Genomic DNA, 24,239 nt, shown 5'->3' with positions numbered 1-24,239 from the left:
GCATTCTATTATTTAAGAAAAAATTGTAAAAGGAGTTGAATAATGAGGGACTTAAAACAAATTCTTTTAGAAGAGATCCCTGAGTTTAAAGCAAAAGGTGAAGTTTTTTTAAAGGGCGAGCTTGGCAAAATGGATTTTAAAAAAGTCTCAGGTGGCTTTGGTGTTTATGCTCACCGAGATGGTAAGCATTTTATGATTCGTTTACGTATTTTATCAGGTGTCTTAGGAAAAGAACAATTAGTGGCCATATGCAATTTAGCAGAACGCTATGCAGTTCCCATGATTCATTTGACTACAAGACAAGCTATTCAGTTTCATAAGCTAAGTTTAGATAATGTTTGTAAGGTGATGGAGGAAGGTCTTGAATATAACCTTTACACAAGAGGAGCAGGTGGTAATTATCCTAGAAATGTAGCAATGAGCCCGTTAGCGGGATTAATGAAGGAAGAAGCGTTTGATGTGGTACCTTATGCTATGGCAGCTAATGGGTATTTCCTGCAGCGTATTAATACCTATCATTTACCTAGAAAATTAAAGGTTTCTTTTACCAGTGATAAGGCAGATGGTTCTCAAGCTACAGTACAAGATATGGGATTTGTAGCAACATTAAAAGATAACAAGCCTTATTTCAAGCTTTATCTAGGAGGTGGATTAGGGCGTAATCCAAGAAAAGGTATTCCAGTGGATAGATTACTACCAGCAGAAGAAGCGTTATATGCGCTAGAAGCCATGGTACAGCTCTTTACTCATGAAGGAGATTATGAACATCATCATAAGGCACGGGTCAGATATATTGCAGATCGTATGGGAGATGAAGCTTTTGTCAACTGCTTTTGGAAGTATTTTGAGACTGCTAAAGTAAAAGGGGGATTAGATTTTTCTCCCGAGATGCCTAAGTACACAAAAGTAGGTAAAAGAGTAGAAATAAATCATATAGCTATTACATCACAAAAGCAAGAAGGTCTTTACAGTTATTATTTTCATCCCTTAGGGGGACAATTAGATTACAGGCTTCTTAGAAAGATTTCTAATCTGATTGAACCAATGAAAGATGTTCATGTCAGATTATCCATGGGTGAAGGTCTTTATTTAGTTCATTTAAATGGTGAAGAAGTGCAGCAAGTAGCGGAGGCTTTGGATGCAGATAACTACTTGTTAGGGGTAGAACAAACCAGATCTTGTATAGGTGTTCCTATCTGTCAAATGGGTATATTAGAAAGTCAAAAGGCATTAAGAGCTATAGTAGATTATTTTAAAGCAAAAGGTAATATCAAAGAAAGCTTGCCGCCTATTTATATTTCCGGTTGTCCTAACTCTTGTGGTGTACACCAGATTGCAGGTATTGGTTTAGTGGGTAACAAGAAGAAAATAGATGGTGTATTAACAGGTATTTATGATGTGTATATGAAAGGAAAGTGTACAGTAGGGGAGACTCATTTAGGGGAGTTAATAGGAGAAGTTCAGGAGGACCAATTACCTGCTTTTTTATATGATTTGGCTTCTAAAATAGAAGCTGCTCATCAATCTTTTGACCAATATATGGAGGCAAATAAAGAGGAAGTAGAGCAGTTGTTAAGTAAATAATCATTTAATGGTATGTCAGTAGTCATAGTAATAAAGGATGTTTATTATAAGTAAGTAATAGAAAAGCAAAGAAGTAGTTAGGAACTTCTTTGCTTTTTTGTTACTTAACCGCCTCTTTTAACCCTAAACCAAATAGTATATAATAAAAAAGATAAAGAGCGCGTTAGTAAAGAAGGTATAGGTGAGTAGAATGGAAACAGAAGTAAGAGCTTTTTTTGAAGTATTAACAGAACTAAAAGTAGATGATAAGCTCCAGCAGCTTTTTGAACCCGTAGGGATTAAAAAAGTTGTATTTGAACAAGCTACTGAGCATTTAGAAATTTATTTAAGCAGTAAAGAACTTCTTAATCGTCCTATGCTTTTAAAAATGCAGAGGGCCATTAAAGACCAACTTTTTAAAACCGCGCCCCTCTCTATTACTTTAGTAGAATCTTACGAGTTATCAGAAGCGTATACACCAGCATATATTGTAGAAGCTTATAAGCAGAATTTACTTTTAGAAATAGAAGAAAAAAGCGAAATGGTTTATGCAATTGTCAAAAATGCCGTTTGGCGTGTAGCCGCCAAGCAGCTTTTTATAGAAATAGATAATAGTTTTGTGGCACGTAAAAAAACAGAGCCCTTAAAGCCTTTTCTAGAAAAGATTTTTATGGAACGCTTTCAGTTGCAATTGGGTGTGCAGTTTGAATATAAAGCTAGTAGTAATCCACTGGCTTATGTAGAGGAAAATCAAAATCAATTAAAACGAGAAGTAACCTCTGTAATGAGTCAAATTCAGCCACTAGAAGAAGAAGCAGTAAGAGAAAGCGCTAAGGAAACAGCGGAAGTGAAAGAACAAAAAGAAGTACGTATGACACGTAAAAAGGTACCCCTTGATCCAGATGTTTTTTATGGACGTGAATGTGAAGGTGATTTAACCCCAATTGAAGAATTAGTAGATGAAATTGGAGAAGTCGTTATCCGTGGTAAAGTCTTAAGTATTGATACAAGAGAGATTCGTATGGAAAAAACCATTATTATGTTTGATATAACAGACTTTACAGATACCATAACCGCTAAACTCTTTGTTAAAAATGATGAATTAGGCGATGTATTAGGTAAGCTTAAAAAAGGTGGATTTTATCGTCTTAAAGGAATGGCGCTTTTTGATAAATTTGATAGAGAAATAGGCATTGCTTCTATTAAAGGCATTAAAGCTATTCCTGATTTTACAACCAAACGTATGGATACCAGTGAGGAAAAACGTGTAGAATTACACCTCCATACCATGATGAGTGATATGGATAGTGTAGTCGATATTCATCAGATGATTGACCGTGCCAAAGCATGGGGAATGCCAGCAATTGCCATTACTGATCATGGCTGTCTTCAAGCTTTCCCTATTGCGAATCATTGTGTGTCAAAGGATGAGCCTTTTAAAGTGATTTATGGTGTAGAAGCATACTTTGTAGATGACTTAAAGGAAGTCGTGACGAATTCTAAAAACCAAAGCCTAATGGAGAGTTATGTGGTTTTTGACTTAGAAACCACGGGATTTAGCCCTAAAATGAACCGTATCATAGAAATAGGGGCGGTTAAAGTCGTAGGTGGTCAAATTGTAGATACCTTTAGTGAATTTGTCAATCCCAAAGTGCCTATTCCTTATCAAATTGAGAAATTAACAGGAATCAATGATAGGATGGTTATGGAGGCAGAAACCATAGAAGTGCTATTACCACAGTTTTTAGCTTTTTGTGAGGGATGTGTCATGGTAGCCCACAATGCTGATTTTGATATGAGTTTTATAGAAGCAAATGCCAAAGAGCAGGGCCTAGCAGCAGACTTTACAGTCATGGATACGGTAGCACTAGCACGTATTTTAATGCCACACTTAGGCAATTTTAAACTTAACAACGTGGCTAAGCATTTAGATATTAGCTTAGAAAATCACCATAGAGCGGTAGATGATGCGACAGCTACAGGTGAAATCTTTGTACGCTTTATAGAGATGCTACAGGAAAAAGGTGTTACAACCCTAGATGCTATTAATGATATGGTAGAGATTTCACCAGATTATATTAAGAAGTTACCTACCTATCATGGGGTTATTTTAGTGAAGAATGAAATAGGACGTATTAATCTGAATCGTTTAGTATCAGCATCTCACTTAGAGTATTTTAATCGTAGACCACGTATGCCAAAAAGTCTCATTCAAAAGCATAGAGAAGGACTTATTATTGGTTCAGCTTGTGAAGCGGGTGAAATTTTTCAAGCTATTTTAAGAGAAAAAGAAGAAACCGAACTGGCCAGATTAGTAAGCTTTTATGATTATCTTGAAATTCAGCCGATTGGAAATAATAGTTTTATGCTCAGAAGTGATAAATATGCAGCTGAGACAGAAGAAGACTTAAGACAGTATAATAAGCGTGTTGTAGAACTAGGGGAGCACTATAATAAGCCTGTAGTGGCTACTTGTGATGTTCACTTTTTGGACCCAGAAGATGAAATCTATAGGCGTATTATTATGGCAGGCAAAGGCTTTAAAGATGCTGATGATCAGCCACCTGTTTATTTACGTACCACAGAAGAAATGCTAGAAGAATTCAAATATTTAGGAAGTGAGAAAGCGAAAGAAGTGGTTATTACCAATACGCAGCTGATTAATGAACAAATTGAAAAGATTTCTCCAGTGTTGCCTTATAAATGTCCACCAGAAATTCCAGATTCAGATGCTACCCTGACGCAGATTTGTTACGATAAGGCCCATGAGATTTATGGACCAGAATTACATCCAGTTGTAGTAGAGCGATTAGAAAGAGAGCTTAATTCCATTATTTCTAATGGTTTTGCTGTAATGTATATCATTGCTCAAAAATTAGTATGGGATTCTAATGACCATGGTTACCTTGTAGGTTCAAGGGGATCTGTAGGGTCTTCTTTTGCAGCAACGATGTCAGGTATTACAGAGGTTAACCCACTAGCACCACATTATATTTGTCCACAGTGCCACTATGTGGATTTTGAATCCGAAGAAGTACGTGCTTATGCAGGACGTTCAGGATGCGATATGCCAGATGCTACTTGTCCTAAGTGTGGTCATGAACTTTTAAAAGAAGGCCATGATATTCCTTTTGAAACCTTTCTTGGTTTCAAAGGTGATAAAGAGCCGGATATTGACCTTAACTTCTCTGGAGATTACCAAGCGAAAGCCCATAAGTATGTAGAAGTTATCTTTGGAGAGGGGAAAGCCTTTAGAGCAGGAACAATAGGTACGCTAGCAGAAAAAACAGCTTTTGCTTATGTTTATAAGTACTATGAAGAGCGCGATATTCACAAGAGAAGAGCAGAAATGAAGCGTATTGCAGAAGGGTGTACAGGGGTTAAACGTACCACAGGGCAACATCCAGGAGGGATTATTGTAGTACCACATGACCGTGATATTTATGAATTTACAGCTGTGCAGCATCCTGCAAATGATGTAACGACACCGATTATTACCACTCACTTTGAGTATCACTCCATCGACCATAATCTATTAAAACTAGATATTTTAGGCCATGATGATCCTACCATGATTCGTCGCCTTGAGGATTTGACAGGTATAGATGCAAAGACGATTAAGTTAGATGATAAGGACGTTATGTCACTTTTCCATAGTACGACGGCTTTAGGCATTAAGCCAGAGGATATTGGGGGAATTAAGCTAGGTTCTTTAGGAATTCCAGAGTTTGGAACAGACTTTGTTATTCAGATGTTATTAGATGCAAAGCCTCAAAGCTTTTCAGACCTAGTGCGTATTTCTGGGTTATCTCACGGTACAGACGTGTGGCTAGGTAATGCTCAAACCTTGATTGAAGAAGGCAGAGGAACCATTTCGACTGTTATTTGTACCCGTGACGATATTATGACTTATTTAATTAATCAAGGAATGGATAAGGGATTATCCTTTACTATTATGGAAAGTGTACGTAAAGGGAAGGGTTTAAAACCAGAATGGGAAGAAGCTATGCTAGAAAATGGCGTACCTGATTGGTATATTTGGTCTTGTAAAAAAATTAAATATATGTTCCCTAAGGCCCATGCGGCAGCGTATGTTATGATGGCTTGGCGTATTGCTTGGTATAAGATTTTTTATCCACTTGCTTATTACACCGCTTTCTTTAGTATTCGTGCGTCAGCTTTTTCTTATGAGACCATGTGTTTAGGGAAAGAACGTTTAGAATATCATATGAAGGAGCTCATGCTTAAGGGAAAAGAAAATCAATCAGCGAAAGAGCAAGATACTTTAAAGGATATGCGTATTGTTCAAGAGATGTATGCAAGGGGGATTGAGTTTATGCCAATAGATATAACTAGAGCAGATGACAAGAGATTCCAAATTATTGATGGGAAGATTATGCCTTCGTTAAGTTCAATAGATGGTCTAGGAGAAAAAGCAGCAGAAGCTGTAGTAGAAGCAGTTAAAGATGGTCCATTTTTATCCAAAGAAGACTTTAGAAATCGTGCTAAAGTAAGTAAGACAGTGACAGATAAAATGTCAGAACTAGGTATATTAGGTGATTTAACAGAATCTAATCAATTAGATTTATTAAGTGCCATGTCATTTTAAAGGCTTGATCGTTCATGGTGATAGAGATAAAACAGGGAGAATAGAAAAGTGAAAAACAAACAAATTGCGAAGCAGATGATGGTTTGGTTTGTAGGATTAATCGTTATTCAAGTGGGGGTAGCTTTATTTTTAAGTTTAAATTTAGGTTCAGATCCATTTACTTTATTTACACAAGGAGTAGCTAGGGCGCTAGCTGTTTCTCCTGGAACAGCTAATAGGTTATTGACGCTTATCTTTTTAGGCGTCCTTTTTCTCTTGGATCGAAAACAAATTAAAATAGGAACTTTTTTATGTATCATAGGTGCAGGTATTGCACTAGATGGTGTTTTAAAGCTATTAAACCCTTTGGCACTTAATAGTTATTCTCTAAGTATCAAAATAATCATTTTTATGATGGCCTGTGTCATTGTATCTATAGGTTTTCCTATTTTAAAAAGTTCAGAGATAGGTGTGGCGCCTAATGATTTAATTTACTTAGCTTTAGTAAAGCGCTTAAAGAAATCCTATACCATTATTCGCATGAGTGTTGATATCATTTATATGGTATTAGGAATGAGCTTAGGTGGTGTTATCGGTATAGGGACTGTACTATGTGTTGCTTTTTTAGGCCCTTTAATGGATTTTTTCTTTCCTAAGATAGACCACCTTGTAAGTGGCTTTTTAAAGGAGCAAGGTGGAGCAGATGGGCAAAGCCAAAGTGGACAAATGTGATCATTAAATAAGAAAAATGAAAAGTATCAGTTAAATGATGATAGAAGTAAAAGAAAGTGAGAGACAAGCAATGAAGAAAGAACAGATGCAAGGTGAAATAGAAGCCTTGAACTTTAAAGAAGACACTTATGATTTTGATGGTATGATAAGATTGGCAGATTGTGAAGAAGCAGCTTTGATTTTTACTTTTGAAGATGAGGACGATGGTAAACATTATATGAACCGCTATGAGCTATTAGCAGCTCATATGTCTATAGACCAAAAGTTAAATAGGATTCATCATTATCTAGAAGAGGATGAAACTCATGGATTATTTGTTTCATTTGCAGTCGTATATGAAGGGCAATTACAGCTATTTAATGGTAGGTCTAAAAAAGGTAAGGAAGTGGATATGGGAGAATTAGAACTAGGTAACCATATGATTTATGGGATGCTTATTAGATATATCGAGGGAGAATATCTATTTGATGAAGTCCTTTATTTTGACGGAGAAAATAAAAGTCATTCTTGGGCAGAACGTGTATTAGATGCAGGAGAACTAACTTTCATGATGAAAGAAATGATTATGGAATTTGAGGATTAACCTATAGAGAAGGAAGAAGAGCATGTCATTTAAAAACTACGGATTAGAAAAAAGCTTATTAAAAGCCGCTACGTTATTAGGCTTTAATAAGCCTACACCAGTGCAAGAACGGGTTATTCCTGAAGTCTTAAGAAAGCAGGATTTAATTGTTCAGTCACAAACAGGAAGTGGAAAAACAGCAGCCTTTGCTATTCCTATTTGTCAGGAAGTCATATGGGAAGAAAATAAACCTCAGGCTTTGGTTTTAACGCCAACAAGAGAACTAGCTATTCAAGTAAAAGAGGATTTTTTTCAGATAGGTCGCTTTAAGAGAATTAAAGCAGTAGGCTTGTATGGCAAAGCACCTTTTGAGGTGCAACAAAAAGAATTGAGCCAAAAAACACATGTAGTAGTAGGGACACCTGGACGTGTTTTAGATCATCTAGAAAGAGGTACGTTAGAAGCATCGCATATAAGTTATTTGGTGATTGATGAAGCTGATGAAATGCTACGCATGGGGTTTATTGATCAAGTAGAAAGCATTATAGCGGCGCTTCCTTTGAATCGTGTTACCTTATTATTTTCTGCTACTATGGCACCTCATATCCAGCAGCTGTGTGAAAAGTATCTTAGGACACCTAAAACCATTCATATAACTACTGACTTATCAAAGCCTAATAATATTGAGGAAATTGGAATAGAAACACATGAGCAAACAAAACTAGCGGTACTAGAGGCAGTAACCATTGTGGAAAATCCAGAAAGCTGTATTATTTTTTGTAATCGTAAAGAGCGAGTTGAAATGGTATGGAAGAGACTTAATGATTTGAACTATGGTGTTGGTAAAATACATGGTGATATGGAACAAAAACAACGTTTTGCAGTTATGGAGGATTTTAGGAAAGGACGATTTCGCTATTTAGTAGCCACAGATGTAGCGGCTAGAGGGATTGATATTGACCATATTACTCATGTCATTAACTTTGATGTACCAGAGCAAGCGGAAAATTATGTGCACCGTATGGGACGTACAGGAAGGGCAGGAAGAAGTGGCAAGGCATTTATATTCATCCAGCCAGAGGATAAAAGAAATCTAGCAGTTATTGAAAGTTATACTATGAGGAAAATTCCTATGCGAACAGCGTATAGAAAAGAGGAAATAGCAAGTGCTAAAAAAGCCTTCGAAGAAAAAATGAAACAACCCTTGCAGTTTAAGGAAACTAAGGGAGAAGTTTTAAATCAAGAAATCATGAAGCTGCATATTAATGCAGGCAAAAAAACTAAAATGCGTCCTGTAGATATCGTGGGAACCTTATGTCATTTACCAGGAATAACTGCAGAGGATATCGGTATTATTAACCTTCAAGATATCTCTACTTATGTAGAAATTTTAAATGGAAAAGGAGAGAAGGTATTTAAACTATTACAAACAACACCTATAAAAGGGAGAATGCGACGCGTAAGTAAAGTAGACTAATAGGTGAAATGAGCCAATCTTTAAGGTTGGCTTTTTTTGTTAAAGTAAATCATAAACTTTAGTGTTTTTTAGCACTATAAAAGGTAGCTGCAGTATGATAAAATATAATGAATAATATATAATTTTTAAAATACTATATTTTTAAAAATGACTTTAAAGCACTTATAATAAAAGGAGAAATATAAATGATAGAAGAAAATAATGAGTCAATCTATGTGTCCCCTTATGCCAAAAATACTGGTCGAAAGGTTGAACCAGAAACGGTAGACCCTGTTTATATGGCAGTAAAGACTAACTATACTAGCGAAGACTTTTTATCAGAAGCTTATATTTCAAAGGAAAAGTATGTACAGATGATTAGAAGGTTAGATCGCAAAAAGAATATTATTTTACAAGGGGCACCTGGAGTTGGAAAAACCTTTTTAGCTAAGAGGCTGGCCTACTCCCTCATTGGTAAAAAGGACGATGATCGCGTTGCAATGATCCAATTTCACCAAAATTATGCGTATGAAGACTTTGTTATGGGTTTTAGACCTAATGAAACAGGAGGCTTTAATCTAGAGAAAGGTTTATTTTATACTTTTTGCCAAAAGGCAAAAGATGACATGGAAAATCCTTATTTCTTTATTATTGATGAGATTAATAGAGGAAACTTAAGTAAAATTTTTGGAGAATTACTCCTTTTAATTGAAGCAGATAAAAGAGACAAGAAATTTGCTATAGAAACAACGTATTCAAAAGAACGTTTTTATATCCCAAGTAATTTATATATTATTGGTTTAATGAATACAGCTGATAGAAGTTTAGCGGTAATGGACTATGCTTTACGTAGACGATTTAGTTTTATTGAAATTGATCCAGCTTTTGGTGGGAATTTTGAAAGGTACATGAAACAGTTTGAACATACAAAGCTTTCGCGTGTGATTCAGGTGATTATGCAAATCAATGAAGCTATTACACAAGATGAATCTTTAGGAAGAGGTTTTCGTATAGGACACAGTTACTTTTCGGATCTTAATAATGGTAGTGATGAAGAACTTTATGAAATTATTGAATGTGAAATTGTTCCGCTTTTAGAAGAATATTGGGGAGAAAATTATGAGAAGTTCTCTACTTATGTAAAGGTATTAAGAGGAGCATTGCAGTATGCATAAAGGAGAAATGCTACAACAAATACCTAATATTAATTTATACCATATGTTGTGTTATAGCTTTCGTGATTTAAATAAAATTACCCCCGAGGCTTTAGGTGCGGAGTCGTTTGATCAAATTGAGGCACTTTTATCAGCTATTTTATTGGAAGGAATCACAAGACAATTTAGAAGGGGACTGTACAAAGAATATGTAGAAGGTGAGGGACTCTTGCAAGTACTGAGAGGTAAAATTGATATTCACGAAACTATACGTCTTAAAACACAGGTGAGTAGACAAGTTTATTGTCACTATGATGAATTTAGTGTAGATAACATCTATAATCAAGTGTTAAAAGCCTTATGTCTTTTAATTTTAAAAAGAGGACGTATAGCTTCTCAGCAACGTAAAAACTTTAAAAGACTTCTCATTTCATTTCATGAAGTACAAGATATTTCTTTAGACTGTGTGGCATGGGGAAAATTAAGCTACGAGAAGAACAAATTTCCTTATAAAATGCTAATTCAGATTGGATATATGATTTTTAAAGGAATCCACTTAGATACAAATACCGGTAAAGGTTATTTAGATGAAGTTATTTTTAATCATTTGTACAAGCAGTGTATTTATCGTTTTTTTGAAACAGAATGTCATGGTGTAGATGTGAGTTATGAAAAAATAGCGGATGAAGAGGAAGTAGATAGCGATTTGATTTTACTTCGAGAAGGGAAGATTATGCTTGTACATACCTGTTTTTATCCAGAGCTCTTTATTAATCAAAAAGCAACAGACCATAAGAGTTTCTTATTACAAGAAATGAAGAAAACTTTTTATTCAGTTCGTGAAAATAGTATGAAATCTGACGAAACAATAAGTGGTTTATTACTATATCCTTCTATAGAATCTACATATATTGAAGAATATATGCTAGATCAACATCAAATTTTTGTAGCGGCGATTGACTTACGAGAATCGATGAGTGCTATTAAAGTACATTTAAGACAAATGAGTCAATTGGCATAAAATCATATAAGCAATCATGGTTTTGGATAGATGTGATATAATCATAGCAAAACTATTAATTGGAGATGATTTCATGAATGAAAAAATCAAGCAGCTCACTCAAATTCTAAGAGATAGTAATAATATAGTATTTTTCGGAGGAGCTGGGGTGTCGACTGCTTCTCAGATCCCTGATTTTAGAAGTGCCAATGGTTTATTTAATGAGCGATTAAATCGTACCTTTACACCAGAACAACTAGTATCTCATACTTTTTTTGTGAAATATCCAGAAGACTTTTATCAATTTTATAAAGACAAGCTGATTTACCCAGAAGCTCAGCCCAATGCATGTCATAAGGCTTTAGTAAAATTAGAGCAAATGGGTAAACTAAAGGCTATTGTTACACAAAATATAGATGGCTTACATCAAATGGCAGGAAGTCAGGTGGTATATGAACTTCATGGCTCTGTTCATAGGAATTACTGCTTAAAATGTGGTGCTTTTTATGATGCGGCTTATCTATTAGAAGCTCCAGGTATTCCAAAGTGCCAAAGGTGCGGAGGAGTGGTAAAGCCTGATGTTGTTTTGTATGAAGAGGGATTAGATGATGAGGTTATCTCAGCAGCAGTAAGTGCTATTGCTATGGCAGATACTTTGATTATTGGAGGAACCTCTTTAGTGGTTTATCCAGCGGCAGGACTTATTCATTATTTTAAGGGGAAACATCTTATCCTTATTAATAAAAGTACTACCTCTGCAGATGATACAGCAGATCTAGTGATTCATGATGCTATTGATAAAGTATTAGCAGAAGCTGTTTCAAGCTTATAGCTTGCATTGAAAGGAGATAAAGAAAACAAATGATACCAAGAGAAGCTATCAAGGAATTTTGTTTAACACTTCCAGGCGCGTATTTAGATTATCCTTTTGATGAAGAATGGCAAGCTCTAAGAATTCGAGAAAACCATAAAAGCTTTGCTTTTATTTTTAAGCATCAAGGGAAACTGTATGTGAATGTGAAATGTGAGCCGTTAAAAGCACAATTTTTAAGAGAAATGTACTTACAGATTATACCTGGTTATCATATGAACAAAAAACATTGGAATTCTATTGTGGTAGATGAAGACTTGTCAGAAGGTTTATTGTGGCAACTCATTAAAGAGAGCCATGAGTTAGTTTATCCTAAAAAGAAAGTAAAGAAAAATGAGTAGTTGATAAACCTAAGCTGTTACGAGGTCAATAAATGACCTGTGTAACAGCTTATTTATAATTTGTGAGACTTAAGCTATAAGTAAAAGCGTCGATTGTTCATAAAAGGGGACAAAGGTATGATAAATGTGGTAAAATTTAAATATAATAATAATTTAGTTAATTTAGGGGGCAGAAGATGCAAGACGTATTTATTTCTTACTCTTCAAAAAATAAGATAGAAGCTAATAAAGTATGTGAGCAACTAGAAAAAAGAGGTATTTCTTGTTGGATGGCACCACGAAATATTCAACCAGGCAAAGAATGGGGAGAACAAATTATTAGAGGGATTGAAACTAGCCGCGTTTTAGTATTAATTTTTTCCGCGGCTTCTAACGAATCTCCGCAAGTATTAAGAGAAGTAGAAAGGGCGGTTAGTAAACGTTTAAAGATTATTAATTTTAGAATTGAAAATGTTAGTCCATCTGACTCAATGGAATACTTTTTATCAGCTAATCATTGGCTTAATGCTTTTGATGGAAATAGAGAGACCCATATTGAAAGTTTAAGTATCACAATTAAAGGTTTGTTAGAAGAACAGCTGTTGCCACAACAAGCTCATCCTATTGTATCTAAAGGATTAGGAAAGCATACCGTTTATAAAAAGGGATTGAAATTTTTAGCAGTTGGATTAATAGGTATGATACTTATCATTATTGCGTATAATTTGAATGCTATTCGAGTGGCCATGGTAAAGGAACCTCAAGTAGAGGCCTTGGTAGAAAAGCAAGAGGATAAAGCATTAAAAACACCTACAGCTCCTGTGCAGGCTTCTAATCAGCCATTAGAAACGCCTCTAGGAGAAGCTCAAGTTACCCCGGCACCAGTGGAGACTTTGATCCCGACTGAGAAGAATAATGAGCAGGGAAATACGCAAAATCAAATAGCTATGGTTACTCAGGAACCAGATAATCAAGAAAAGGTAACACCTACAACACAAGCGGAGCCAGTTCAATCGTTAGATATAGAGATAGGTAGTAAAGTTACTTTTGGGGTCTATCATAATGAGCCAATCGAGTGGCTTGTGATTCATAAGGACAGTAAGGGGAACCCGTTATTATTATCTGAGAAAATATTGACATTAAAGGCTTTTGATGGTGCAGAAAGTGGGAATTATAACAAGACTAGTAATGGAACCATTTTCGATGGTAAAAAAGAAAAAGAAGCACCTGGTCAAAATTATACAAAGGAAGAATTAAGACAAATGAAAGGGAGCAATGACTGGGCAAATTCTAACTTACGTACATGGTTAAATAGTGGTGGAAAAACAGTAAGTTATAAAGGACAAGGGCCAGCTGCTAATGCATTTTTAGACGGTGCTAATGCTTATGATAAGACTTATGGCTTTCTTTATGAGTTTACAAAAGAAGAACAGGCCTTAATTCAAACAACCTCTTACAAAAATATATTAGGAACCTTGGAGCAAGGCAGGAAAACTGGCGGAAAAGAACTTTTTCACTTTGAACGCGTCAGCATAGAAGATTGCTTGTTAAATAGTAGTAAAGCTTACTATGAAACATTAAGTGATAAAGTGTTTTTATTATCTTTAGAAGAAGTAGAAGGCTATCTATATACTCAGGGTATTCCCATTAAAACGAATCCTACAGAAGAAGCCATTGAAAAGGATCAATCAGGTTGGTATAAGGATATAAAAAGTCAAACAGGTGGTTATCATATGTGGTGGCTTAGGACACCAGCAGGAGAGAGTAGTAGTTTAGTATGTACAGTAGGACCTTCAGGTGAAGTGATTTATACAGAGTATGCAGCACAAGCAGGAGTGGGGATTAGACCAGCACTTTACTTAGAAGCCAGTCATTGTACTTTAGAAGATGGAAAGATTATAAAAGCTAAATAAAAATTTGAAATGAAAGAAAAGAGGTAATTTCGAGCTAAAATAGTACATACTATAGATAAGAAACAAAGGAGGGGTTACTATGAAGCACAAAACCAAGCTCTATCTCAAAAGGAGTATTTTGATACTCGTATTAATGATAGTTACCCTAGCTTTTTATCATGGCTTAGTGATTCGCCACTATGTGTTTGAAACCTCTAAACTTGATTCTGAAACAAAATTACGTCTTGTTACTTTAGCAGACTTGCATAGTCATATTTATGGGCATCAGCAGCAGGATTTAATTGATAAAATTAAAAAAGCAAAGCCAGATATTATTGTAATGGTAGGAGATATGATAGATGATGAAGCCCCTATTATAGGAATGGAATTACTTTTAGAGGGACTTCAAGGGGTGGCTCCTATGTACTATGTAACAGGAAATCATGAATATTGGTCTGGACAGATCAAGGAAATTAAAGCATTTATGCGGAAGTATCAGGTCACTGTTTTAGAACAAGAATATAAGGTCCTTCATGTAAAAGGGAACAAGGTTATTTTAGCAGGATTAGATGATGTGGCAGGGTTTGAGGAAGAAAGTATATGGGAAATAGAAGCAAAGATGGCTTTTAAAGAACTAGAGCATGAAGAAGGCTATAAGATTCTTTTAAGCCATAGGCCAGATTTGGTAGGTGTTTATAAGGAACTACCTTTTGACCTTGTGATTGCAGGGCATACCCACGGGGGTATTATTCGCATACCTTATTTTAGTAATGGTTTTTTTGCTGCTAACCAAAAGCTTTTTCCAGATTATGTAGGTGGCTTGTATAAAGAAGAGGGATTCAACTTAGTTGTAAGTAGAGGTTTATCCGCTGAGGTCATCCCTCCTCGTTTATTTAATCCACCAGAAATTACATTAATTGAATTAATAGGGGAATAATAATACAATAATTACAACTATTTAGATAGTTTGCTTTGACCTTACTATTATTTTGACGTATAATGGAATTACGTAGTAGAGGGAGAAATGAGGGGGAATAGAGATGGACGAAGAACAAGAATTTGGTAAAAGTAAATTAGGTAACTTCTATTTGGTTAAGGTTTTTAAGTCACTAGGCTTAATGCATATTATTGTCTTTACAATGATGATTTTATGTGATGTTATTGTATTATTACCCGCACATATCAAGTGGTCAGTTGATATGTTGACTAAGCTCATTAACCTTTTAAGTGGTGGTAATGAGGATTATAAAGCCTTTTTTTGGGCATTTTTAGTAGCTACTTTAGTGACATTAGTAGTTGTTTGGATTGTGAGTAAGCTATTAGCTTTTAGAAAAAGTAAGAAACAACATACAACGTATTCATTAACCCAAGAACAATAGTTCTTGGGTTTTTATACAATAAAAGAAAAGTTGATGAAACATAAAAATATGTTATAATAAAAAATATTTATTTTGAAGCATCCTATAAGGAGATACTATTTTAATAGATTTCACTAATAGTGATGAACCAAGCCTGATATATTTCTGCGTTGAGCAGTTATATAAATTTATGATACGCTGCATTATTTATAAGCGGCAGTAAGGAGAAAAAAATGAATACAACAAAAAAGACTACACAATTTACAAGGCTGGCATTACTAGCAGCCCTATTGGTGGTACTTGGATGCACCCCTCTTGGATTTATATCCATTCCCCCAATATCCATCACTTTAATGCATATTCCTGTTATTATTGGTTCGCTTATGTTAGGAGCAACCTATGGTGGTGTTTTAGGTTTAGTTTTTGGCTTAGTGAGTATGCTTAAAGCAGCTACTTCGCCTAATCCAGCAGATCTAGTTTTTTCACCTTTTGCAAGTGGAATGCCACTAGCTTCCCTTGTTATGTGTATTGGACCTCGAGTGATTTTAGGTATATTGCCAGCTATTTTAAATAAGCTGTTATTAAAGGTTTTGAAGAAGCAGGCTATTAACTTCACTATTAGTGCATGCATTTCAACAGCTGTACATACCATTCTTGTATTAGGATGCTTAAGTTTATTTTTTAAAGCCATACCAGTACAGGAGATTTTTATGTATATTATTGGGGTTAATGGTGTATTAGAAATGGTGGCAGCTGGGGTATTGGCTACAGGTGTTTGTGTGCCACTTAAGAAAAATCATGTGATATAAAGTAGGGTGTGAATGATGAAAGTTATTGAATTAACGGAAATAGAAAATATTAAAATAGGTCATGCAGATAATCAAGCAGCTGCTACTGGTTGCACTGTCATTATTTGTGAGCAAGGAGCTCCAACAGGTATAGATATACGCGGCGGAGGACCTGCTTCAAGAGAAACCCAGCTTCTTAATCCTTTAGCAGCTTGTGATAAAATTCATGCAGTGCTTTTAAGTGGTGGTAGTGCTTTTGGCTTAGATGCTGCAGGTGGCGTGATGAGCTACTTAGAAGACAGAGGGATTGGTTTTGATGTAGGTGTAACTAAGGTACCTTTAGTAAGTACTTCCTGCTTATTTGATCTTCAAGTAGGTGATACTCAGGCAAGACCTGATGTAGAAATGGGCTATGCAGCATGCCTTGCAGCCGAGTTAAATGAGCCTAGAGAAGGTAATGTAGGTGCTGGAACTGGTGCTACAGTAGGTAAATATAAAGGGGTTTCTGGTATGATGAAATCTGGTATAGGCATGTATGCCGTGGAGCTAGGAGACTTAAAAGTAGGTGCTTTGGTGGCTGTGAATGCCTTGGGCGATGTGAAGGATGAGGTATCCGGGGCTATTTTAGCAGGTTTATTAAATGAAGAGCAAACCGCTTTTTTAAATACAGAAGAAATGCTTTATAAAGAAGCTACCCAGCAGAAAAACTTATTCACAGGGAATACGACTTTAGGAGTCATTATAACGAATGGAACCTTTAATAAGGTGCAAATGACTAAGATTGCAGCTATGGCTCAAAATGGCTTAGCAAAAACCATTTGTCCAGTGCATACCACAGCCGATGGTGATAGTGTTTATGCACTGTCAGTAGGTGAAGTAGCCGCAGATATAAATGTAGTAGGCACATTAGCAGCCAAAGTAATGGCGAAAGCTATTAATAGAGCCGTTTTAATGGCTGAACCAGCTTACGGTTTAAAAGCAGCTACAGATTTTATGATTAACTCAAAATAGATGTTTTTGTGGAAATGAATATGAAATAATCAAAAGAGCTCCCTCAATAAGGACAAAGTAAAATCCTGATTGGGGAACTCTTTTGATTTGATAATGCATTAGTCAACACGTCTTACTGTAAATCCATTTTCATTTAACACTTTAACTAGTTTTTGGACATTTTCAGCTTCAACTCGAATAATAAGTTCTTTTAAATGCATGACTTCAGGATCGAGTTGAACAATACTGATGATATTCCCTTTTTCTCTAGCAATGAGTTCGGTAAGCTTGGCTAAGCGGCCTTTAACATCAGGGGTGGTAATAGCTAACCTGGTATAACCTATACCCAAAGCATTTTTAAAAGTGGCAAAAACAGCTTTATGTGTTACAATACCGGCAAAATGACCAGCTTCATCTACAACGGGGATGAATTGAATATTGCGATTGCAAAGAAGTTTAATAGGTTCTTCTACTAAATCTTCAGAGGATAAGCATTGAATTTTAGTTTTCATAAAATCAGATATAGGACGTTTTAAAAAAGTGGCCTTATCTTCTTCACTATTAAAATATTCTTCTAGGATATAACGTTTAGAAATAATACCTACAAACTGTTTACCATCCACCACAGGTAAAGAAAGAAGGGCTTTTGAATCAATGACTTCTAGTGCTTCTTTAGCGGTATGTGTCATCCTCAAAGTGGTTAAATCACTTACAGGAATCATGATATTCTTAATTAACATAATTATCACCTCTTTATGTTTATTATACTATTGTTTAAAGATAAATACCAATAAAATTTACAGATAAATTTCTGTTTGAAGTGAAACAACTTAAAAAAGTAAAATAAATATTTATCTTGATTTTTATCTAGTAAAATAAATAAAAGTCAAGATAAATATTTAAAATAAAGGATAAGGGAATAAATATTGACAGTTAGATGCAAACATAGCATAATGAGTTGACTTAGGTCAAAAATCTGAGACGAAAAATGCTAAGAAAGAGGCGGTAAGATGAGTAGGTTTTTTAATGGTCAAGAGGTAGAGCTCCTAGCACCAGCAGGAAACTTTGAAATTTTTAAGGAAGTCATTCAAACCGGTGCAGATGCCGTTTATTTTGGTGGCAAGAACTTTAATATGCGTATGCATCGTAAAGATTTTAATTTTACACAGGAAGAAATAAGACAGGCCGTGGAAATGGCCCATGCTTTAAATAAGAAGGTCTATATTACAGTTAACAATTTATTAAGTCATGAGGATCTTAAGCATATAGAAGATTATTTGGTCTTTCTAAACGAAGTGGGACCAGATGCACTTATTGTGCAAGATGTTTGCTTAATAGAGAAAATAAAAGAGATGAAGCTTGATTTAACTATTCATGCATCAGTTATGATGAATGTTCACAATTTACCTATGATTAAAACCCTAAGAAATCTAGGTGTAACGAGAATAGTAGCGTCTAGAGAAATGTCTCTAGCTCAAATTAAGGCCCTACATGTTCAAACAGATATGGAATTTGAATATTTTGTTCATGGTGACATGTGTATTGCCCATGGGGCACAATGTACTTATTCAGGGATGATTTTTGGACAAAGTAGTAACAGAGGACGTTGCATGAAGCCTTGTCGTTGGGGGTACAAAGCCATAAAAGACAACAAGCTTTATGATACAACTTATCCTTTAGCGGTAAAAGATATGGCCATGTATAGCCATATTCCTGAATTAATTGATGCAGGCGTTGTTTCCTTTAAAATAGAGGGACGTATGCGTAGTATGGATTACTTAGCAACCATTATTAAGGCTTATAGTGAAGCCATAGATCGCTATATACAAGACCCCATTGATTACAACCGAGAACAGGATTTAGCACAGCTAAAAGCAAATCGTAATAGAGATTTATCAACAGCTTATGCTTTTGGTAAGCCAGGACTTCAAAATATTAATAGACGTTATGAAGGAACTGGTAAATTCTACAGCACAGGTAAAGTGTTTAGCCAGCCAGTAGAAGAAATCGAAATGAAAGAGGAACGTTTGCAGGTTATTAGGGAAGTTTTAACAGGAAATCAAGCAATAACTAAAGCACCTGAACTAACGATTCGCGTTAATGATTATGAGAGTGCAGTATTAGCACTGAGCTTAGGTGTAGAACATATTTACTTATCAGGAGATACGTATGAGCCAAGTAAACCTTTTTCAGTAGCACAAATAAAGGACCTTACGACACGTAAAGCAGGTAGTAAAATTTATTTAGCTTTACCACGTATGATGTACGAAGAAGATTTTAAAGTGTATCATCATTATTTAAGTCAAGACTTGGGATTAGATGGACTTTTAATAACGGAGCTTGGTGCTATTGGTGAGTATAAACATTTAGGACTTGAGCTAATAGGGGATTTCTCATTAAATGTATATAATGCAGAGATGGCTAAATTTTACCAGCATCAAGGCTTAGATCGTATAACTTTATCTATTGAATCACCCCTTTATAATACAAGAGACTTTTTAGCGGCAAGCAGCATGCCAGTAGAAGTCATTGTTCATGGTAGACCGGCTGTGATGTATATGGAACATGATTTATATGATAATACAAAAGCTTTAGCAGGAGCTGAATTAGATGAAACTCATTATAAAGAAGGCATTTTATACCTAATAGATGATAAGGGGTACGAACATCCTATTTATCGTGATTGTAAAGGTAGAAATCATATGTTATTAACCAAAGAATTAGCTTACCTACCCTTTATAGAGGCGCTTTATAAAGCAGGAGCTACGTATTTCCGTATAGAAGGTGCTAGTTATAACTGTGAGGAGTTAGAACACATCATTAGGCTTTATCAAGCCGCACAAAAAGCAATTGTTCAAAAAGAGGAAATGCCACAGTTTATAAGAGGAGAAAAGGGCTATACATTAGGTGCATTGCAATTTGACTAGGAGGAAAATGAAATGGATTCATTAAAGGAGCAAGTGATTGAAAATAAACAAAATTATTTGTGTCCACCTAGCTGGAATCATTTTTACAAAGAGCCACCAGTAATCGTAAAAGGTGAGATGCAGTATTTATATGATGATACGGGCAAAAAGTATTTAGACTTTTTTTCAGGTGTTTCGGTAATGAACTGTGGTCATTGTAATCCGGAAATTATTGAACCAGCTATTGCTCAAATGCGTACATTACAGCACACTAGTATTATTTATTTAACAGAGCAAATGGGAGAATTAGCAAGACGCTTAAGTGGACTTTTACCAGGTGATATATGTCGTTCTTTTTTCTGCTGTACAGGTTCTGAAGCTAACGAAACAGCTTTATTAATGGCTAGACTTTATACAGGGAAAAAAGAGTTTATTGCTATAAAAAATGGTCTCCATGGGCGAACACATTTAACCATGAGTACTACGGCGATACCTATGTGGCGAAGTGATCCTTATTTATCTGATGCCGTTCATTTTGCAGAAAATACATTTATTTATGGTGAAGACATAGAAACAGCAGCTAAGAAGTCTTTAGAAAGTATTAGAAAAATCATTGAGATGAGAGGCAAAGATAATATTGCAGCACTTATTATGGAACCTATTCAAGGTAATGGTGGGATTATTACACCACCACCTCACTATTTTAAGGCACTTAAAGCACTTTTAGAAGCCAATGATATTTTACTTATTATAGATGAAGTGCAAACTGGCTTTGCACGTACAGGAAAGCTTTTTGCTATTTCACATTATGAGGTGGTACCAGATATTTTAACAGTAGCTAAAGCACTAGGTAATGGTATGCCTATATCAGCAGCTTGCACCAATGAAAAGATTGCTATGGCCTTTAATAAACCATCCGCTTCTACTTTAGGAGGTAATCCGGTTTGTAGTACCACGGCTTTAGCAGTGCTAGATTATATTGAAAAATATGACTTATGTCAGCGTGCAGAAACCTTAGGAAAACAATTGATGCAGGGACTAAAACAACTTCAAGAAAAGTATCCTATTTTAGCAGATGTAAGAGGTATGGGACTTATGGTAGGCGTAGAAGTACGTCACTTAAATGGAATGGCAGCACCAGAACTGGTAGATGATATATTAGAAGCTTTAAAAGAATGTGGCATCATTTTAGGTAAAAATGGCTTAGAAAGAAATGTCTTAGCCTTTCAGCCACCATTAGTGATTACGCCAGAGAATGTCAAGGATTTATTAGATGCATTAGATAGCATTTTAGCTGGAATAGCAATAAATAAAGCCGCTTTATACAACGACTAGAGAAGTGGGGACAAATAATGAGTTATAAAAATTTACAAAGCTTTATTAAAAAGCTAGAGGAAGAAGGACAACTTGTAAGAGTTAAAAAAGAAGTAGATTCTTATTTGGAAATTACGGAGATTACGGACCGTGTTTCTAAGGCTTATGGGCCTGCTTTACTATTTGAAAAAGTAAAAGGCTCTCCTTACCCTGTACTTATTAATGCCATGGGAACTTATGAGCGTATGAGTATGGCGTTAAGTGCTAAAAACTTTAAGACTTTAGAAGAAGATTTAGCAAGATTTCTGGATATGACCAATTACATGGGCATTATGAACTTAGCTAAATCAGCACCACGTTTAAGTCGGCTGGCTTCTGTTTTTCCAATTAAGCTCCCTACCAAAGGAAGCTGTCAAGAAGTGATTGAAACCGAGCCGGATTTAACAAAATTGCCAGTGCTTCATTGTTGGCCTCAAGATGGCGGACCCTTTTTTACCTTGCCATTGGTCATTACAAAAGACCCAGAAACAGGTGTGCAAAATATGGGCATGTATCGTATGCAAGTGTTTGATAAGAACACCACAGGGATGCACTGGCATTGGCATAAAGATGGTCGTGAAATTTATGAAAGCTATAAAAAGCGTGGAGGTAAGATGCCGGTATCAGTGGTTTTGGGAGGTGACCCAGCCATTACTTATGCAGCAACAGCACCTCTGCCTAAAATGATAGATGAGATGATGTTTGCAGGGTATCTTAGAAAAATGCCAGTTAAAATGGTAAAATCCATTACCAGTGATATTTATGTGCCAGCTGAAGCTGAGTTTGTCATTGAAGGTTATGTAGACGTTAATGAACAGCCAAGAAGAGAAGGACCATTTGGTGATCATACGGGTTATTATTCCTTAGAAGATGATTATCCAGTTTTTCATGTGACTTGTATTACCCATAAGAAAAACCCCGTTTATCCAGCGACTATTGTAGGGCAACCACCTATGGAAGATTGCTATATAGGAAAAGCAACAGAGCGTTTGTTTTTACCATTGCTTCGTATGATCAGTCCAGAAGTAGTGGACATGGATTTTCCGTTAGAAGGTGTTTTTCATGGCTGTGTCATTATGTCTATTAAAAAACGTTTTCCAGCACATGCTAAAAAAGTGATGAATACCGCATGGGGAATGGGACAAATGATGTATACCAAAATGGTCATTGTAGTAGATGAGGATATCAAACCAAGTGACTATGAAGCCGTAGCAAGTTGTATTCTTAAGAATACAAGGCCAAAGCTAGATATGATCTTTTCACCAGGGCCACTAGATGCACTGGATCATGCATCGCCAATGTCTCATTACGGCTATCGTTTAGGTGTTGATGCTACTCGTAAATGGCCATCTGAAGGAGATATGAGTTTATGGCATGAAAAAGAGCCAGTTGAAGCATGCGTCCCATTTGACCTAGCTGATTTTAAAGAGGTGATTCAAGAAGGAGCGGTTTTAACAAATGGTATTTTAAAAGGGTATACTGTAGTAGCTATTCATAAAACCGATGGCAGCGCAGCTAAAGGCCTGACAGAAGCCTTTTTAAAAGCGCCAAAGGTAGAATCTAAGGTTCTCATTTTAGTAGATGCGGATATTCCAGTAGACAAAGTATCCATTGTATGTTGGAAACTCTTTAATAATATTGATGCCAAACGAGATATAACGGTACAAGAAATAGCTACAGATGATGTAAGAGTGGTAATTGATGCGACTAAAAAACTACCTTCAGAAGGACATGAACGTATCTGGCCAGATGATATTGTCATGAGTGAGGCCGTTAAAACATATGTAACAAATAATTGGGAGGCCTATAAAATTGATAAAAATCATTAAAAAAATAAAGAATAAAGTCAATGATTATGCCACATTAGTGATGTTTTCACACACTATTTTTTCATTATCTTTTGCACTTATTGCCATGTTATTAGCTGCAGAAGGCTTGCCTTCGCTTGATACTATGTTTTGGATTTTGGTAGCTTTTATGGGGGCTAGAACAGGTGCTAATGCCATTAATAGAGTCATTGATGCAGAAATAGATGCTAAAAATGCTAGAACAGCTAATAGACAAATCCCTAGTGGACTTATGAATAAAAAGGAAGTTATTATTTTTACGATGATTTGTTTTATGGTGATGGTATTAGGCGCATTACAGCTGAATACTTTATGTTTCATCCTATCACCACTAGCCATTTTCTTAATGACCATTTATTCATATACCAAACGTTTTACATGGGCTTGCCATCTAGTATTAGGTATTACTTCTGCAGCAGCACCTGTAGGAGCATGGCTTGCAGTGACTGGAAAAATCAGTTTACTACCTCTACTGATGGGGGCTGCTAATACTTTATGGGTAGCTGGCTTTGACGTTATTTATGGTGCGCAAGATTATGAGTTTGATAAAGCTCATGGTATTCATTCTATTCCAGCACGATTTGGTGTGAGAAAAGCTTTAATGATTGCCAGAGTATTTCATGCTTTGGCTTGGGTTATACTAGTGGCAATAGGACTAATGAGTAAGCAATTAAATGTTATTTATGAAATAGGGATGCTTGTTATTGGTATTTTATTTATCATTGAACACAAGTTGGTATCACCAGATAATCTTACGAATGTTAAAATTGCCTCTTACCAGATTAATCAAGTTATTAGCATTGTATTTCTTATATGCGGCGTACTAGCTACAGTATTATAAGATCATTCATTTGATAAT

At 35.7% G+C, this 24,239-nt stretch carries 19 protein-coding genes; 18 read left to right on the top strand and 1 reads right to left on the bottom strand.

All coding sequences use genetic code 11. The annotated features are described in order from the left end of the window. The first annotated feature begins 42 nt into the window (after positions 1 to 42). The 14 genes from EKH84_RS15255 to EKH84_RS15190 all read left to right on the top strand — a co-directional run bounded on the left by EKH84_RS15255 (position 43) and on the right by EKH84_RS15190 (position 17,295). Complete coding sequence (locus EKH84_RS15255; RefSeq protein WP_127066953.1) at positions 43 to 1,584, top strand: nitrite/sulfite reductase; 1,542 nt, start codon at positions 43 to 45, stop codon at positions 1,582 to 1,584. Positions 1,585 to 1,765: 181 nt separating this feature from the next. Next, entirely contained in the window at positions 1,766 to 6,172 is a 4,407-nt protein-coding gene (locus EKH84_RS15250; RefSeq protein WP_127066952.1) for a PolC-type DNA polymerase III, read from the top strand. A 48-nt stretch (positions 6,173 to 6,220) separates the two neighbouring features. Beyond that, positions 6,221 to 6,883, top strand: a complete 663-nt coding sequence (locus EKH84_RS15245; RefSeq protein WP_127066951.1) for a YczE/YyaS/YitT family protein — start codon at positions 6,221 to 6,223, stop codon at positions 6,881 to 6,883. Between the two features lie 70 nt (positions 6,884 to 6,953). Next, complete coding sequence (locus tag EKH84_RS15240; protein ID WP_127066950.1) at positions 6,954 to 7,466, top strand: hypothetical protein; 513 nt, start codon at positions 6,954 to 6,956, stop codon at positions 7,464 to 7,466. Positions 7,467 to 7,488: 22 nt separating this feature from the next. Then, positions 7,489 to 8,922 (top strand): DEAD/DEAH box helicase, encoded by a 1,434-nt coding sequence (locus EKH84_RS15235; protein ID WP_127066949.1) that lies wholly within the window; start codon positions 7,489 to 7,491, stop codon positions 8,920 to 8,922. A gap of 185 nt (positions 8,923 to 9,107) precedes the next feature. Next, positions 9,108 to 10,076, top strand: a complete 969-nt coding sequence (locus tag EKH84_RS15230; protein WP_013657518.1) for an AAA family ATPase — start codon at positions 9,108 to 9,110, stop codon at positions 10,074 to 10,076. Further along, positions 10,069 to 11,076, top strand: a complete 1,008-nt coding sequence (locus EKH84_RS15225) for an McrC family protein (protein ID WP_127066948.1) — start codon at positions 10,069 to 10,071, stop codon at positions 11,074 to 11,076. The genes EKH84_RS15230 and EKH84_RS15225 overlap by 8 nt, the downstream gene beginning before the upstream one ends. Before the next feature lie 73 nt (positions 11,077 to 11,149). After that, on the top strand, positions 11,150 to 11,887 hold the full coding sequence (locus EKH84_RS15220; RefSeq protein ID WP_127066947.1) for an NAD-dependent protein deacylase: 738 nt from the start codon (positions 11,150 to 11,152) through the stop codon (positions 11,885 to 11,887). A 29-nt stretch (positions 11,888 to 11,916) separates the two neighbouring features. Beyond that, the gene (locus tag EKH84_RS15215) at positions 11,917 to 12,267 is read left to right on the top strand and encodes an MmcQ/YjbR family DNA-binding protein (protein ID WP_013657515.1); all 351 of its coding nucleotides are present in this window, start codon (positions 11,917 to 11,919) and stop codon (positions 12,265 to 12,267) included. 176 nt (positions 12,268 to 12,443) lie between these two features. Further along, positions 12,444 to 14,159, top strand: a complete 1,716-nt coding sequence (locus EKH84_RS15210) for a TIR domain-containing protein (protein WP_127066946.1) — start codon at positions 12,444 to 12,446, stop codon at positions 14,157 to 14,159. Between the two features lie 79 nt (positions 14,160 to 14,238). Beyond that, positions 14,239 to 15,075, top strand: coding sequence for a metallophosphoesterase (locus EKH84_RS15205; protein ID WP_127066945.1), 837 nt, complete (start codon positions 14,239 to 14,241; stop codon positions 15,073 to 15,075). A 103-nt stretch (positions 15,076 to 15,178) separates the two neighbouring features. Then, positions 15,179 to 15,517: a hypothetical protein gene (locus EKH84_RS15200; RefSeq protein WP_013657512.1), complete on the top strand. Its 339-nt coding sequence runs from the start codon at positions 15,179 to 15,181 to the stop codon at positions 15,515 to 15,517. Between the two features lie 212 nt (positions 15,518 to 15,729). Then, the gene (locus tag EKH84_RS15195; RefSeq protein WP_127066944.1) at positions 15,730 to 16,305 is read left to right on the top strand and encodes an ECF transporter S component; all 576 of its coding nucleotides are present in this window, start codon (positions 15,730 to 15,732) and stop codon (positions 16,303 to 16,305) included. A 15-nt stretch (positions 16,306 to 16,320) separates the two neighbouring features. Then, positions 16,321 to 17,295: a P1 family peptidase gene (locus tag EKH84_RS15190; RefSeq protein ID WP_127066943.1), complete on the top strand. Its 975-nt coding sequence runs from the start codon at positions 16,321 to 16,323 to the stop codon at positions 17,293 to 17,295. 98 nt (positions 17,296 to 17,393) lie between these two features. Here the strand turns inward: EKH84_RS15190 and EKH84_RS15185 are convergent, their stop codons facing one another. Further along, the gene (locus EKH84_RS15185) at positions 17,394 to 18,014 is read right to left on the bottom strand and encodes a CBS domain-containing protein (protein ID WP_013657509.1); all 621 of its coding nucleotides are present in this window, start codon (positions 18,012 to 18,014) and stop codon (positions 17,394 to 17,396) included. Between the two features lie 270 nt (positions 18,015 to 18,284). Between EKH84_RS15185 and EKH84_RS15180 the strand changes: the two genes are divergently transcribed. The 4 genes from EKH84_RS15180 to EKH84_RS15165 are packed head-to-tail and all read left to right on the top strand — an operon-like array spanning position 18,285 to position 24,221. Continuing rightward, complete coding sequence (locus EKH84_RS15180) at positions 18,285 to 20,201, top strand: peptidase U32 family protein (RefSeq protein ID WP_127066942.1); 1,917 nt, start codon at positions 18,285 to 18,287, stop codon at positions 20,199 to 20,201. A 12-nt stretch (positions 20,202 to 20,213) separates the two neighbouring features. Continuing rightward, positions 20,214 to 21,515 carry an aspartate aminotransferase family protein gene (locus tag EKH84_RS15175; protein ID WP_127066941.1) on the top strand — a complete coding sequence of 434 codons (1,302 nt, stop codon included), beginning with the start codon at positions 20,214 to 20,216 and terminating at the stop codon, positions 21,513 to 21,515. 17 nt (positions 21,516 to 21,532) lie between these two features. Next, a complete protein-coding gene (locus tag EKH84_RS15170) occupies positions 21,533 to 23,362 on the top strand; it encodes a menaquinone biosynthesis decarboxylase (protein WP_127066940.1) in 1,830 nt (609 codons plus the stop codon). Then, positions 23,346 to 24,221, top strand: coding sequence for a UbiA-like polyprenyltransferase (locus EKH84_RS15165; protein ID WP_207669745.1), 876 nt, complete (start codon positions 23,346 to 23,348; stop codon positions 24,219 to 24,221). Before EKH84_RS15170 ends, EKH84_RS15165 begins: the two co-directional genes overlap by 17 nt. The last annotated feature ends 18 nt before the right edge of the window (positions 24,222 to 24,239 follow it).

The organism is Cellulosilyticum sp. WCF-2 (assembly GCF_003990395.1).
GTDB lineage: Bacteria > Bacillota > Clostridia > Lachnospirales > Cellulosilyticaceae > Cellulosilyticum > Cellulosilyticum lentocellum.
Note: the sequence above shows the minus strand (reverse complement) of the source record. Positions and strands in the feature narration are given on the sequence as shown.

Bases quoted from the DNA above. Each gene is read 5' to 3' on its own strand.
- EKH84_RS15255 (WP_127066953.1), top strand. From the start codon at position 43: ATGAGGGACTTAAAACAAATTCTTTTAGAAGAGATCCCTGAGTTTAAA.
- EKH84_RS15240 (WP_127066950.1), top strand. From the start codon at position 6,954: ATGAAGAAAGAACAGATGCAAGGTGAAATAGAAGCCTTGAACTTTAAA.
- EKH84_RS15235 (WP_127066949.1), top strand. From the start codon at position 7,489: ATGTCATTTAAAAACTACGGATTAGAAAAAAGCTTATTAAAAGCCGCT.
- EKH84_RS15230 (WP_013657518.1), top strand. From the start codon at position 9,108: ATGATAGAAGAAAATAATGAGTCAATCTATGTGTCCCCTTATGCCAAA.
- EKH84_RS15225 (WP_127066948.1), top strand. From the start codon at position 10,069: ATGCATAAAGGAGAAATGCTACAACAAATACCTAATATTAATTTATAC.
- EKH84_RS15220 (WP_127066947.1), top strand. From the start codon at position 11,150: ATGAATGAAAAAATCAAGCAGCTCACTCAAATTCTAAGAGATAGTAAT.
- EKH84_RS15215 (WP_013657515.1), top strand. From the start codon at position 11,917: ATGATACCAAGAGAAGCTATCAAGGAATTTTGTTTAACACTTCCAGGC.
- EKH84_RS15210 (WP_127066946.1), top strand. From the start codon at position 12,444: ATGCAAGACGTATTTATTTCTTACTCTTCAAAAAATAAGATAGAAGCT.
- EKH84_RS15205 (WP_127066945.1), top strand. From the start codon at position 14,239: ATGAAGCACAAAACCAAGCTCTATCTCAAAAGGAGTATTTTGATACTC.
- EKH84_RS15200 (WP_013657512.1), top strand. From the start codon at position 15,179: ATGGACGAAGAACAAGAATTTGGTAAAAGTAAATTAGGTAACTTCTAT.
- EKH84_RS15195 (WP_127066944.1), top strand. From the start codon at position 15,730: ATGAATACAACAAAAAAGACTACACAATTTACAAGGCTGGCATTACTA.
- EKH84_RS15190 (WP_127066943.1), top strand. From the start codon at position 16,321: ATGAAAGTTATTGAATTAACGGAAATAGAAAATATTAAAATAGGTCAT.
- EKH84_RS15185 (WP_013657509.1), bottom strand. From the start codon at position 18,014: ATGTTAATTAAGAATATCATGATTCCTGTAAGTGATTTAACCACTTTG.
- EKH84_RS15180 (WP_127066942.1), top strand. From the start codon at position 18,285: ATGAGTAGGTTTTTTAATGGTCAAGAGGTAGAGCTCCTAGCACCAGCA.
- EKH84_RS15175 (WP_127066941.1), top strand. From the start codon at position 20,214: ATGGATTCATTAAAGGAGCAAGTGATTGAAAATAAACAAAATTATTTG.
- EKH84_RS15170 (WP_127066940.1), top strand. From the start codon at position 21,533: ATGAGTTATAAAAATTTACAAAGCTTTATTAAAAAGCTAGAGGAAGAA.